Origin of the sequence: Paracoccus sp. MBLB3053 (genome assembly GCF_031822435.1) — a bacterium.
Taxonomy (GTDB): domain Bacteria; phylum Pseudomonadota; class Alphaproteobacteria; order Rhodobacterales; family Rhodobacteraceae; genus Paracoccus; species Paracoccus aurantius.
Genome location: NZ_JAVQLW010000002.1, coordinates 214,111 through 227,456 on the forward strand (window position 1 = coordinate 214,111; position 13,346 = coordinate 227,456).

At 59.8% G+C, this 13,346-nt stretch carries 11 protein-coding genes; 3 read left to right on the forward strand and 8 right to left on the reverse strand.

Annotated elements, in window-relative coordinates:
* The first annotated feature begins 284 nt into the window (after positions 1 to 284).
* Complete coding sequence (locus RGQ15_RS15225; protein WP_311161378.1) at positions 285 to 728, forward strand: hypothetical protein; 444 nt, start codon at positions 285 to 287, stop codon at positions 726 to 728.
* A 150-nt stretch (positions 729 to 878) separates the two neighbouring features.
* On the opposite strand, the gene RGQ15_RS15230 is transcribed toward RGQ15_RS15225, so the two are convergent.
* Positions 879 to 1,736 (reverse strand): DUF2189 domain-containing protein, encoded by an 858-nt coding sequence (locus RGQ15_RS15230; protein ID WP_311161379.1) that lies wholly within the window; start codon positions 1,734 to 1,736, stop codon positions 879 to 881.
* 854 nt (positions 1,737 to 2,590) lie between these two features.
* On the opposite strand from RGQ15_RS15230, the gene RGQ15_RS15235 reads away from it, so the two are divergent.
* Entirely contained in the window at positions 2,591 to 3,319 is a 729-nt protein-coding gene (locus RGQ15_RS15235) for a sugar transferase (protein WP_311161382.1), read from the forward strand.
* Positions 3,320 to 4,473: 1,154 nt separating this feature from the next.
* Here RGQ15_RS15235 and RGQ15_RS15240 read toward each other — a convergent pair.
* On the reverse strand, positions 4,474 to 6,030 hold the full coding sequence (locus RGQ15_RS15240; RefSeq protein ID WP_311161383.1) for a hypothetical protein: 1,557 nt from the start codon (positions 6,028 to 6,030) through the stop codon (positions 4,474 to 4,476).
* Between RGQ15_RS15240 and RGQ15_RS15245 the strand changes: the two genes are divergently transcribed.
* The gene (locus tag RGQ15_RS15245) at positions 6,017 to 6,469 is read left to right on the forward strand and encodes a hypothetical protein (protein WP_311161384.1); all 453 of its coding nucleotides are present in this window, start codon (positions 6,017 to 6,019) and stop codon (positions 6,467 to 6,469) included. The two genes, RGQ15_RS15240 and RGQ15_RS15245, sit on opposite strands and share 14 nt — an antisense overlap.
* Here the strand turns inward: RGQ15_RS15245 and RGQ15_RS15250 are convergent.
* The 6 genes from RGQ15_RS15250 to RGQ15_RS15275 form a co-directional block, all read right to left on the reverse strand.
* Positions 6,466 to 7,386, reverse strand: a complete 921-nt coding sequence (locus tag RGQ15_RS15250; RefSeq protein WP_311161385.1) for a sulfotransferase family 2 domain-containing protein — start codon at positions 7,384 to 7,386, stop codon at positions 6,466 to 6,468. The two genes, RGQ15_RS15245 and RGQ15_RS15250, sit on opposite strands and share 4 nt — an antisense overlap.
* Positions 7,370 to 8,332 carry a sulfotransferase family protein gene (locus RGQ15_RS15255; RefSeq protein WP_311161387.1) on the reverse strand — a complete coding sequence of 321 codons (963 nt, stop codon included), beginning with the start codon at positions 8,330 to 8,332 and terminating at the stop codon, positions 7,370 to 7,372. Before RGQ15_RS15255 ends, RGQ15_RS15250 begins: the two co-directional genes overlap by 17 nt.
* Positions 8,329 to 9,849 (reverse strand): oligosaccharide flippase family protein, encoded by a 1,521-nt coding sequence (locus tag RGQ15_RS15260; protein WP_311161388.1) that lies wholly within the window; start codon positions 9,847 to 9,849, stop codon positions 8,329 to 8,331. Before RGQ15_RS15260 ends, RGQ15_RS15255 begins: the two co-directional genes overlap by 4 nt.
* Positions 9,846 to 10,763, reverse strand: coding sequence for a hypothetical protein (locus tag RGQ15_RS15265; protein WP_311161390.1), 918 nt, complete (start codon positions 10,761 to 10,763; stop codon positions 9,846 to 9,848). Before RGQ15_RS15265 ends, RGQ15_RS15260 begins: the two co-directional genes overlap by 4 nt.
* A complete protein-coding gene (locus RGQ15_RS15270; protein WP_311161392.1) occupies positions 10,750 to 12,183 on the reverse strand; it encodes a hypothetical protein in 1,434 nt (477 codons plus the stop codon). Before RGQ15_RS15270 ends, RGQ15_RS15265 begins: the two co-directional genes overlap by 14 nt.
* A gap of 171 nt (positions 12,184 to 12,354) precedes the next feature.
* Entirely contained in the window at positions 12,355 to 13,257 is a 903-nt protein-coding gene (locus tag RGQ15_RS15275) for a hypothetical protein (protein WP_311161393.1), read from the reverse strand.
* Positions 13,258 to 13,346 lie beyond the last annotated feature (89 nt).

Genomic DNA, 13,346 nt, shown 5'->3' on the forward strand with positions numbered 1-13,346 from the left:
TTGGGGGAACCTCGGATCGCCATAAAGGCCCGGATGCGTTTGCACAACTGACGGGGCAATGTGCCGCTTCTCAGTGTGCCGCAAACGCGGCGGTCAGGTCGGGCGCCAGTGGCTTTGCGGCTCCGGTTGCCCAGGAACGCCGTCTATTTCACCTCCACCACAACGTTTCGGATGGCGCCCGTGACCCTCGTCGCATCGCGCCCGATATCGGCCGCGACCGGGAGGCTGGTTGTCCAGCCCCATATCCGCGCGAAGCCCTCGGCCTGTCGGGCAAAGAGGCGCCGATGATCTTCTGGCAGGCTGTCCCATGCCGCGAGATCGGCCGGACGCTCGGTGGGCCTCGTTCCCTTTGGCACGATGCAGAGTCGCAACTGGTGCGCGAGCCAATCTTCTCTGATCTGGTCCCATCCCTTGTCGAACTGGCCCTTGTAATGATCGGCCCAGTCCTTCGGCGCATGAACGTCGAGGGTGATCGACTACTGTGCCTTCATCCATTCGATTACCTGCCACTTGCCGAAGCCGCCGTTGCTTTAGCTATTCAGGCGCAGCATCTCGGGCAGGGGCAGGATGCTCCGATCGGGTGTTTTGGCGGTCGTCAGACTGGGCGCAATCGACAAGAATGCGACGGCGCAGGCTTTCTGAAGCAGGGCGTCCTGCATAGGGGTTTCCTCCCCCAAAGCTTTGATGTCCCGATGAGAAAATGGATTTCGCAAGAACAGCCTGAATGAGCGGCCAGATTCGGTCGAGAGTTGATCACCAGAAGCATGGCGGACATGGGGCCACGAAGGACCGACACGCGGCAAGGACAGCACCCCGCGCAATCTGCCTCGCCGCGACCTCATTCGCGGCCCCGCGACGACGGCCCCGCAACCGAACGGCTAGGCCACGGCGCGCCGGTAAAGATGCCATGTCGCGTGGCCCAGAACGGGCAGCACAACGATCAGCCCCACGAAAAGCGGAATCATGCCCAGAACCAGCGATACGGCGACGATCAGCCCCCAAAGCGCCGTCGCGCCGGGATTGCGGCGCGCAACGGCAAGGGAGGTCGCCAGTGCCACGGGCACGCCCACATGGCGGTCAATCAGCATGGGAAAAGACACCAGGCTCAGGCAGAGCACGATTGCGGCGAACAGAAAGCCCACTCCGCAACCGATGCCGATCATCATCCAACCGGCGCTGGTGGTGAATGTCGCGCGCAGAAAACCCGAAAGGCTGTCATAGGGCTCGGGTCCGAGGGTGACGGCCCATATCCCATGGGCAGCGAAAAGCCAAAGAGCGAAGATAGCCGCAAGAAGGCAACCTAGCGACAGCACTGGCCCAAGCACCCGGCCCGTGATCGTGGCCAGCGCGGCGGTCCAACTGGCGTCTTCGCCCTGCTCGCGCCGCCGGCTCATTTCATAAAGGCCGATCGCCGCGACCGGCCCCACCAGCGGAAAGCCCGCCGCCAGCGGAAAGAGCAGATGGAGCTGCCCCGCATTCAGCGCCCAGGCAGCAATGACGAAGCCGATCAGCGGATAAAGCGCCACAGCGATGACGACATCGGTGCGCAATGCCGCGAAATCATCTATGCCCCTTCTAAGCGCCGCCCCGATATCGCGCGGGCCGATGTCGTTGATGCCGGGCAGGGTCGTGTCGTGGCTGCCAATTCCGTCCATCGCCTCCCCGGCGCTGCGACCAAGCTTTGCCAGCCTTTGCGCACTCCAACTCAGCGGATTTCCAATTGTCTCTCGGTGCATGGCTGCATCCTCCCTTCCTGGAGGGCCCGGTACCGGGCAAGGCGTCAGCCGGAGATCCCGGCGCCGCCCGAAGCTGCCGGGCCGAACCGTCCTCTTCCCATATCTTAGCAGACCCAACACCAAGATGCACTCTCGCAAAGGGTCGGCGGCGAGGGCCGAAATGTCGTCGGCCGGAGACCGGTTCCTGCACGCGGCTGGTCCGCGGCGCCGCCGTGACTGGGAGTTCGCTGCGCTACGGCCCACGGACCATTATGGCGCCGGGCCACGGGCGGATGACCACCTGCACCTCTCCTGTTAAGCAACAGGTCGGTCACGACCTTCTTCCGCCGCCTGGTCTCGACGTCGAATTGCTTCAGTGGCCGCATCGCGACGTCCGGCAGATCTTCGCGACCCGTGTGCCTTACTCACCCTGCTCAAGGACGAACGCCATCTGCGGGTCTGAAAAATCGCTCGTCTTCCTACGATCGCGCACTTCTCACAGGCAGAAAATCTTGGCGGAAAACTCATGCTTCGGTTGGTGATGTTTTTTGGAGGAAGCGCACATCCGACAAATCCGAGGGCCGAAATCCATTTCTCAATGAAGGCTTCTTTCTTAGCCCCCGACCAATTCGAGCGAAGGGAATCATCTGGATCGTGGCGAGAGTGACAATACCATCCGCGACCACCTGACATTTGCCCGGAACGGATGAAGATGATCTGAACCGATAGAAATATTCGCAACAGAACAGAGTTTCTGCCTGAGCTCGTCCAAGCTTTGCGCAGGCTTGCACGGATCCGTGAAGAAAGGTTGACATGACGGTCACGCCTTCTGGTAGAGTTAAGGCTGTTCCGAGTACTTTGTTCTGGTGGGTGTTATGACCAACGGGATTAAAGAGATCGACGGCCGGATTGAGGTAGGCAAACTGGTCGAATTCGCGGAAGGTGCGGACTGCCTAATCTCTCACCCTGATGTTTCCGGTGTCCGAAGCTTGACAGTCAAACGGTTGCTCGATTTGTCGGGTGCCTGTTTCATTCTGATGCTTTTCGGGCCGCTCATGCTATTGATTGCCGGATTGATCTGGGCGCGTGATGGCGGGCCGGTGCTGTTTGGGCATGAACGGATCGGCTATAACGGCAGGCGCTTCAGATGCTTGAAATACCGTACCATGGTGCGAAATTCGGAGGAGGTGCTGCAGTCCCTTCTGAGAAGGGACCCAGTCACCCGAGAGCATTGGTACACGCATTTCAAGCTTCAGGATGATCCTCGCATCATTCCGGGGATCGGCAAGCTCTTGCGTCTAAGTAGCCTTGATGAGTTGCCACAACTCTTCAACGTCCTTCGCGGCGAAATGAGCCTGGTCGGGCCTCGCCCTGTCACCGGTGAGGAGTTGGTGAAATACGGGGTGCACAGGAACCACTATCTTTCTGTCAAGCCGGGCTTGACCGGGCCTTGGCAGATTGGAGGACGATCGACCACGACCTACGAAGGCAGGGTTGCCCTTGACGTCTGGTATGTGGAAAATGCCGGAAACTGGACGGATATCGTCATTCTGTTGCGCACCGCTCGCTATTTCTTGACTGGCGCTCTGAGCGGAGCGCGATAGGCCGTGCTTGTCGTCTTTTTCTAAGCTGAGCGCTTGGCGCTCTGCTTCTCCGACGCTCGGCGGCGTCCGCGGACCCGCACCCAGATTGCTGCCCAGATCAGGGTGAGCGGGGCCGCGAACAACCAGGTCGTCAACAACCATATCCAGAAACCGACACCGGTGGCGAAGGCAAAAGCTGCTGTCAGCAAGGCCGAGATGATGAAGGGAGGGACGAAGAGCCACAGCGACATAGAGGTCGTTATTCCTATTTCTCTGAGTCGGCGAGCGATGTTTCAAGAAATGCCTGAAGCAAAGCGGTCTTAACCTGCGATGCAGCCAGCTGCCTGAAATTGGTTCCCAAACTCGACAAGATGAACATTCGGCAGATATTGCCGAAAGCGTAGAACAGTTCAACAAAAGAGATTGCGTCGGTTTGGATCAGATTCTTCCCATCTTTACAACGCTTGCTCAAAATTCCGGACGGACAGCCCATCCGTTACCTTTTCCAAGGCGCGACTATAGTCGGCCTGGGGTCTCATCCGTGATGGCCGTCCTGTGCCCGGTTCGTCCTGACGGACATCCCGACACGCGCATTTGCCCCGAGAACTGGTGACGGGGACGTCCTGCGCAGAGATATGATGGGAATGCGGGGACGGACTTTGCCCTGCGCCGGAAGCTTGATCTTTCGAACCGTCCTCATCGGATTTCCCGGTCCGCAGGTTCAGAATGCCTGCACAGATTTTGGCGAAACAATCTGTCGGCCGTTTGTCGAGGGGCTATGCGGCGTCGTTCATCCGGCCGGACTGATGCTGACCGCCGTGCAAGTCACTGATCAAAGACACCCTGACATCCGCGGCGCCGTCCAGTCGGGAATGACAAGGCAGGCCGGCGGGGTGGCGAAGGACAGGTTGCGACTTTCGGCGCACTTCGCCGTTGCACATGATACCCGCAGCCGAAAAGAAGTAATGCCAGCGTATAGAGCGACCCGTTCATCGTCTGACTGCGAGATTCCCTCTCAGAACGACGCTTTCCTCCCCCGCATACGCGCGTGGCCCTGAGACATACCAACGGTTCGGATCGCTCCTTGATCACAGAATAACCTTCGCGTCGGCGTCGTGTGGGAACGGGGCGCTCGTCTGACCGTCTAAAACATTAGAATTGAACTGGATTGCTGCTTACCTCGCTTCCCGCAGGACAATGCGATATTCAGTGACATCGCCACTCGAATTGCCTCCTGGTCCCACGACGATGTCAAGCCGCGCGCCGCGCCACATCGGAATCTCGGGCAGGGCGACGCTATAGCGATCCCGCACAGATGATTTGTGTTCAAGTACCTTGCCGTTCAGCAGAACCGTTATCTCGACACCGTCCTGGCTCCGTTCGGAAGGATTCCAGCTTGCCTCGAGGGCCACGACACGCTTGGTGTCGGCGACGTAACGATGGACAATTTCGACCGGATTCGTGTCAGACCCACCCGGAACCAGGGAATCCGCCAGCAACCGTGCCGGTCGATAGTGGCGGTTGCCCAGATAAGGCGTCCACGGAGTACCCTGCGCTTCCTGGCCTGGCATGGTCCGAAGCGGGACGCGGCGATCTTTATGCCGCGCGAACCTCTGGAAAGGATCGGCAGATGCGAACGTTTCGTCTTCCGTCGGGTAGGAAAACTGATGATAGCTATCAGCCAGGATGCCGGTTGGCTCGAGCTTGACATCTTCCCCCAAAACGATGCGCTCGTCCGCGGTGAGTATGATCGGATCGGATTCCGAGAGTTCCAGCAGGACCTTGTCGAGCGTCACACCCAGCGCATTCGTCGCCTCGATTCCATCGGCAATCCAGACGGCCCGTCGCGCGCCCCAGATCACGAGGGTGTCTTCGCCAAACAGGCACGCGATGGTGAACGGATCCGGACTGACATCCCGGACGGGGCGACCGGCCATCATCTTCTGCACACGCGCAAAGACGCGGCCCGTGTCGGTCGGGCGGCCGGAGTGGGTGTCTATAAGTGGCTCAAGACCGTCGCCACGGTCATGCAGCGGATACCAGGCGGCGCGCTCGACCCCGGAAAGGGCCATGGCGCAATACATGCGCATGAGGAAACTAGGTGCCTCGGCACGGCCCTTTTCGCCGAATTCCGTCACCTGGAGCGGGAGATCACTTGCCTGAGGATGACGGCGCAGCACGGCAATCTGGCGGGCAAGCTGCTCGGGCGGTGTGGTATAGGGGTGCAGAACAAGTGCATCCATGTAATCGGCCCCGCCCAGATCCAGCAATGGCCATATATATCCGCCAGGGATCGAATGCGCTGCGCCGCCCAAAACAGCCACTTTCGGATGGCTGGCCTTCACCCGCAGATAGACCGCCTTTAGCAGCTCGAAATGCTGGGACGCACGCTCTTCGCGTGAGACGTCTTTGACGGGCCCTGTCACGAAATTCTGGCCATTGAACTCGTTGCCGACTTCCACAGCACTTATTGCGGGATGAGCGTCAAGCGCGGCCTCGGCAAACCTTGCGAAGGCAGCTCGTCCCTCAGGCGTGAAGGGGGTTTCACCTGCGTCGTGCAGTTCATTGCCCCAGTTGAGCGTCAGGCTCATCCGTCCGCCGGAAGCCGCAATCTCTTCGGGATAGATGGTCGTGAGCTTGTCAAAGCTATAGCTTTCACTTTCCGACTCCACCTTGCTCCAATAGATGATGTCGCGGAAATCGGTCACTCCAAGATCGATGGCACGACGCAAGAGATCGGGCTCCCAGCCATGTCCAAAATTCGACGCGGCCGCCAAGCTGGGGCCAGCACCCATTCCAGACGCCATTGGCAAGGGCGACTTCGTATCGGTCGTGTTCGCGATTGCCGCTGAGGCACTGGCGGCCAGAATGAATGACCCGACAAATATCGCTGAAATTCTTTTGTCCACGACTTCGCACCCCACCGCTGCCGTGCCGAAGAGATTCGCAAGCATGATCCTGGCGGTGCTGGTCAGTCAGCGTGGCGGGGACCAAACAAGCACAGAAAAAAGTTGCCGTGGGCAGGGCTCGTCTGTCAAGGGGCGCGGCGCCGCCATGAACCTTGTCGAGATCTTGATTGCCCAGATGATCCGCAAACACCATCGGTCCGCCGACAGCCTAGGCGCAATCTTGACGATCGCCCCACAGATTGGACCCAATCCCAGATCCTAGCGTTCTGGCCGAAGTCGGTTTCGAAACTTCGGCGTGCGAAGGACCTGGATCGGGCTTGATGACAACCGCTCGTAAAGCCTCATATCCTCGGCGAAAAGCTCGGCAACGATCTCGGCTCCGGCACATTCAGGCTTTCCCAGGGAAGACGCATTGCTCCGCCCGATGATGCGTTCCTGTGGCAGGCAGGCGTGCAGCATCGCCTGAACCGTGTCCATCCGTTCCATGGAAAACAGGGCATCCACCAGCAGACGGCCATGTGAATCCGACACAAAAGCACATTGTTCCCGAAAATGATGCCACTTCGTCACGACGCGGCGGAAGGAGGGGTCTTCCAGGCGGGCCACGAAGGTTTCGAAATCGGCGATATCCGCCAGGTGATTGTCCCGGAAGCGAATATCGGCGGCAAAGGTCGGCATGGTCTTCAGATAGGCAAAGGCTGACCGGAAACGGGCGTAAGGATCGCGTAGGATTGCGAAGCTGAAAGCGCGTTCCGAAAGTTGTCTGGGCAAAGCTCCGCGTAAGAATTGCATGGAATGATGTCCGAGGGTGCCGCCATAAAGGCATTCGGTCACCGAGGAGCCGGCATTTTTCGGGACATGAACAAAGATCAGGCCTGTCGGGCCCATCGCCGAAGTCAGGCTGCGCGAGCGTCGTTCACGAAACCAGCCCTTGGTGAGCCTTATGGGTCGGGCAAAGGGGCGCGCGCCGGGGATCTTCCAGATCGGATGGCCAGAGGGCGTCAATCCGGGCGGCGCGCCCTTGGGTTCGAACCGCTCGTCATCGTCAATGTCGGTCGCCTCACGTTGGCTGGCTAGCCACGCTGCCGCCCGGACGGCGGGTGACAGATACATGCCGCTCATCGAACATGCGACCATGGATTGCCGTCCCTGCCTTGCTGTATCACGATGGCTTTTCATCGCCAAACCATCGAGTGCATAGGCAGGTGCCATAGGTTTGGTCGAACTCCCTGATGATAGGAAGAAAATGGTCCCGAAGCGCTGCCCTGACCTCGTTCTCTTCCTCGGCGCGGCGCGGAACCTCCTTCACTGTTGCCTTTCGCAGGGCCCGCAGGACGCCGCGTGGCAGGCGCGCGCGCAATCTATTCCAGGTGGGCGTGTCGCGCAGCGTCGTGACCAAGGGAAAACGCGCCATTCGCGTGGTGGCCGCCGTCGTGTTGCGTTCGGCCAGATCGGCCGGATCCAGCCTGTGCTCCGGCAGCCCCAGGGCGCGAAACAGCCCCGCGAGGGTGGTCTCTGGCGCGGCGCGGAGTTCTTCCGAAGCGACAATGTGAATATTGTCGAAGTGAGGCCGGTAGCGGTCCAGCTGTCGCTTGTAGTCGCTCGTGCAGAGATAGATGCTGTCGGGATCGGCAACAGCTTCGCTGAGCGACCGGTTTTCCTTCAGGATTTTTCGATCCTGCCAGTAATGGCTGATCGTCCTGTCGACGGGATTTCGAACCAAGTAGATGATCTGCGCGTGCGGCGAGGCAGCCGCAATCCGCTCGGGCACATTGGTGAAAATCGGATAGCTCGAATAGGTGGGGCTGGCTTCCATTCGGTATCGGGTGGGTGGGCCCGCAAAGAGGTCGAGATAGGCGTCGAGGTCCCTCGCCTCGGGGCGCATCGATTCCATGAGCTGCCGAGAGCGCAGTTCCGAAAGTTCTACAAAGAACGACGGCTCCTTCTCGCGCGATCCGGTGATCTCGGGATGGGCGCTCAAGTACGAGTGCAGGGAGGTCGTGCCGCATTTCCCGGCTCCGATGAGAAACAGGTTCGGCATCAGGGAAATCTGCCTGTCGCTCAGATCTTGCCGGCGAATTGCAAAGCCATCGCGCGCGGCTTGAACGGACAGAACGCCCTTCATCTTGCGCCAACCCTCGCCTTGCGCAACAGGGCGCGCAACTGCACCATGATCTTCGCCTCGACTCCGTCCGGCAGGCCCGAACTGTACCACAGCAGAAAAATCGTTCCAAAATAGACAATGCTGACGGCAAGGCACGCTCCGGCAAGCGCAACAGCAAGCGTCAGCCCGGTCAAACCATGCAGTACGACCGTGGCCGGCCACGCGATAAGGGCGGCCGGGACGGTCGCCGAGAGAATGCGCCAAGAGCCCGCCAGCTGCTTCGTAAGCGAGATCTTGGTGATGCGACGAATATAGAACATCGCCACAGCGGCGACGAGCACCGCCGAAATGCCGATGCCGAAGATGACCCCCTCGATCCCGGCGACGAACCAGCCCACCGCAACCGCCGGTATGCGCAAGAGCAGGGAGCAGACAGAGACGATGAACACATAGTCGGTCCGACCGACCGCCATTGCCAGCGGACGGAACGGGATGCGAAACAGTGCCGGAACCTGCGCCAGGGCCAGCCATTTCAACAGCGGCACCACTGACAGCCAGTTCTCTCCGAAGGCCAACAGGACTAGGGGCTCTGCAAAGAAAAAGAGGATAAGATAGGCCGGGATCGCCGAGATCAAGATGGCGTTATCCGCAATCACATAGCCCCGTTGCAGCCTTTCGCGTTCAGATCCGGCGAGGACGAAGCCAGAGATCAGAGGATTGGTCACCGAGGTTCGGATGGATTGTTCGATGATCGAGGTCAGGTTGCTCGCGACGCTATAGAGACCCAGGGTTGCAGGGGCGACGAAGTGGCCAAGGAAGAGCCGATCAAACTGCCAGGATGCCGCAACGATGATTTGCGACGGAAACAGCCAGCCCAGGAAATCCCAGAAATAACGGATCTCGCTCAGGCACAGGGCGGGCCGGTAGGGGGCATAAAGATATGAGATCGGAAGGCCGACGATCCGACTGACAATGGGCGACACGACCAAAGCCCAATAGCTGCCCGTCGCGAGGCCGAAGCCGATAGCGGCAGCGACGCCCAGACATTTGCCCACAATCTCTATCACGAAGGTTTGGCGATATTGCAGCGTCTTGAACAGGCGGGCCATGTTCGGGCTCTGAAGCCCCCGCACGACGGTCGAGAGTGAGAGAACGATCAGCAGCGACGACAGTCGTGGATCACCGTAGAAGCGGGCTATGGGAATGGCCAGCAAGCCGATCAATGCCAATATGATCAGCCCGCGGATAAGACCAAGGGTGAAGGCCGTGTCCAGATGGCGCTTTTCGACATGCTCGAGCCGCACGAGCGGCGTCACCATTGGCAGGTTGGTCACCACATCGAGGATCGCGACGACCGATGCGGCGATCGCGACCAGACCGAAATCTGCGGGAGAAAGCAGCCGCGTCAGAACAATGAGAAGGATGAAGTCGGAAAACCGTGCGGCAATGCGCGCGATGAGAATCCATGCCGTCCCGACAGCGGTTCTGCCGATCAGGCGTCGCGCACCATCGGGTGCTTCATTGGCAAGGCTTGTCATCGACTGCGATTCTCCACATTTCCGAGGAGGGCGACGTCGGGAGGATGCTCGACACGGATATTGCGCGGCGCCCGAGTCATCATATGCCGCAGATGCGTTATGACAAAACGAAGCCTGCCCGAAACAGGTCGCTGCTGTGGGACCGCGGCCAGCAACCCGAGGGCGCTGATGAACAAACGGGCACGATTTTCGACTATGCGCCCAGAAGGTGTGCGCGCCGAAAAGGGAACGCAGCTTAGCCAGGGCACGCCATAGCGCGACAAAGCAGTCGCAATGTCGTCCTCGTATCGACGTTCGCCGGTGAAGCCGTTGGCGGCCTTGTTGCCTCCGACGGGCTCGGTGTGGCGAATCGCGACCGCATCCAGCACTGCAAAGTTCGTCGCGCCAGGGCCCAGCAGGTTGCACCAGACGAGATCGATCCCGCTTTCCAGTCCCTGCCGGTAAAGGGGCAAGACCCGCGCGAGCGCGTCACGACGAAAGATAGGGCACATCATTTCGATGAAATTGACATACCGCAGAAGCCAGGCGGGTTGCTGCAACAGACCGGCATAGGTGAAATGGCTGTCATGGCTCAGGGCAGGCTGCGCAAGCAAAAGATCATGCGCGGCGCAAAGCCCGAAGGCGCGGTTGAGATCTTCTGCGGTCGTGTCGATATCCTCGTCCATGAGGCAGATATAATCGTAGTTCGACCACAGGCTTTTGCGCTCGGACAGGAAGGCGCCGTAGCCTTCTACTTTCCGGCCAGGTCGCTGTTCCTGGATGATACCCGGCCCATCGACCGGGACTGCCGTATCCGAATAGGCGCTGAGCACCGTATCGAACTGGCATTGCGCCGGATCATCGAGCCAACGGTTATGCAGGCTTTTGGGTCCGATACGGGTCACGACCAGGAAACGCTTGTCAGCTGGCGCCATGGCTGCTCACTCCGAACGCGGGCCTTTCCGACCGACCCTGTGCCATTCGCCGTGGCTCGGCCGCCGTCAGCCCCACGATGGCCCCTGCCATGACATAAAAGAGAAACCCCATATTGGGCGTGGCAGCCACGACCAGCGTGCGCATGATCAATGCCAGACAGCCCATTTTCAGCGCCATCAGGACATTCGCGCTTGCAATGTCCATCCTGGAAGACGGGGCCGCGAACAGTCGCGCGTAAAAGACCAGGCTGAGAATGATGCCCGGCAGGCCGATCGAGCCCAGCGTTGCCAGAATCCAGTTCGAGGCCCGGACCGAGCCGAGCCCCGCCCCAAGCAAGGCCGTGTCGAGAAAATTCTGGAAGGCCTGTGCATTCCAACTCATCCGTTCGTTTCCCGAGTCGCTCGACAGCTTGTTGAGCAGCGAGCGATCAATGAATTCCGCAAACCCCGGAGAGAACGTATACGCGACATAGGCACCCATCGCGGCGAGGGGCAGTATCGCCACAGAAAGGACGATGATGCTGGCTCCAGCCCTGCTCATCCGGGTGCTTCGTGCCAGGCGGAACAGCAGAAACACGAAATAGAAGCCTGCGGCCCCCACATAGGCAGAAGACGATGTGCAACGCAGCAGCGCAAAGGCCGAGAGCGCGAGCCAGATCCCCGATCCCTTCCGACCGGTATTACGCGACGACATCCAGTGGCTGACCCAGAATCCGAAAAGACCCAGCGAGTAATATCCGAACGTCGAAGCCTCGGGGAAGCCGCCGATCATTCTTCTCATCCCCGCCAGTCTCTGTCCAAGGGTCAGTGCATAATTCGCCGTGCGAATGGGTGACAGGATCGCCGAGAACCCTCCGGCGGCGCTGATGATATCGACCACTCCAAGTGCGATATGGATGCCGGTCGCCAGTTTCATCGCGCTCAGGATGGCATCCGGATCAGGCCTCCGCCGCACCACCACGGCCATGGCGAGCAGGGCGCAGAGACCAAGGAGGTATCGAAAAAGCTGCGACAGATTGCCAGTCGTCGGCGCGAGCGGGATCGACACGATCCCTTCCTTGTTCGCAATGCGGCTGAGACTGAATACTTCTGTCTGCCCGGCGAAGATCCTGGGAAAGAACAGGGTCGCAAAGATGATATATGCGAGCAGGATCAGAAGCGGCATCGCGATCCCGCCCGGCCTGAAGATGACGGCCAAATCGCGCTCGATACCCACGCGCAGCAGAACAAGCGCAAACAGGGTCAGGATCAACAGGTCCGTCGCGAGAATCGACATCCCGCCAACCGCAGGCAGGTTGAAGGCCGCCATCATTCCGAAGGGGGTGACGGCGACGAGGATTTTCAGTCCGGCATAGGGGCCCCTCGACACCATCAGCAGGACAAGCGCGAAAACGATTGGGGTACTGAGCACAGGTTGCAAGTTGTCCGTCCTTCGTGAACCGCAACTGCTCGGGCGTCGAATAGACTACTTCTGGAAAAGCCTAGCACGACATACCGTACCGGGAAAGATTGGCCTGGAACGGTGCGTCATTTGCGCCTGCAGCGTCACCGCCCGACCCGGCGAGGGGAAATCAATGCGGCTTGCCCACCCTCAATAGGCATAGCCCAGCCGTGCCTCGGTGGTGAGATCGATCTGGCTCAGGATGAAATCCCGTTCGTTTTTAATCGACGACCGCGCCTCCTGATAACGTTCGCCTGCATCATATTTCCACTCCGCACCCATGCGCGCGGGGGGCTTTCTGCCTGCCTTGCGAAGGCCGAAGCCATAGAGATTTGCCATGTCGCGCAACACCGCTTCGGGCCGAGCGGTGAAGGCTTCATGGCGGCAGAAGGCCACATTGCCATCCTGATGGGCAAGTCCGAGATAGGCTTGGGTCTTGAGATTGCGCATCTGCAAAATGTTCGAAAAGCGCTGGCCGGTGATCGGGTGCCGATCCAGCCGAAGCGGCAGCCCCTCGAAGTCCTGCGCATTGGGCATGTCGAAATACCGTGTCGGCCGGTCGACGCGCGCATCCCATTCCGCCCGAATGAATTCCCTGAAGCTCAGCGACAACATGCCATCGTCGATATGCCAGGGTTTGGCATACATGCTGACAAGCCAGTCGAAGAGATTGCGAAAGGACACGATGACAAGATCCTTGCGTCCGATTGTGGGAAAGGTGGGAAAGCCATGCTTCCACCCGTAAGGTCCCAGGCTTTTTTCCTTGATGTTCAGGCCAAGCGTTTTCGATACCTTCCGAGCGAGCGCGTTGCCCTTCAGGGGATCGCGGTTGGCGTATGTCAGGGAAGAATTCTCATCGATCATCCACTGAATGAAGTTGGTGCCGGAACTGCGCTCTCCCAAGACCTGATATCGCTGCACGCTGGCGCCCTCGCGCGCCAGCAGATGCCAGCCCTGATGCGTCATATCCACGGTCAATCGATCTTCCATGCTCCCGCCCTGACCCTCGACAATGCCCGGCCCGATCTTCAACTGGCCCCGCGTGCTCATCATCATAGGCGCCCCGGGACAGATCGCCGAACCCCATCCGCTATTCATGCCTGTGCAGCCTGCCCAGGAACGGGTCTGACCGAGGTCGGGCG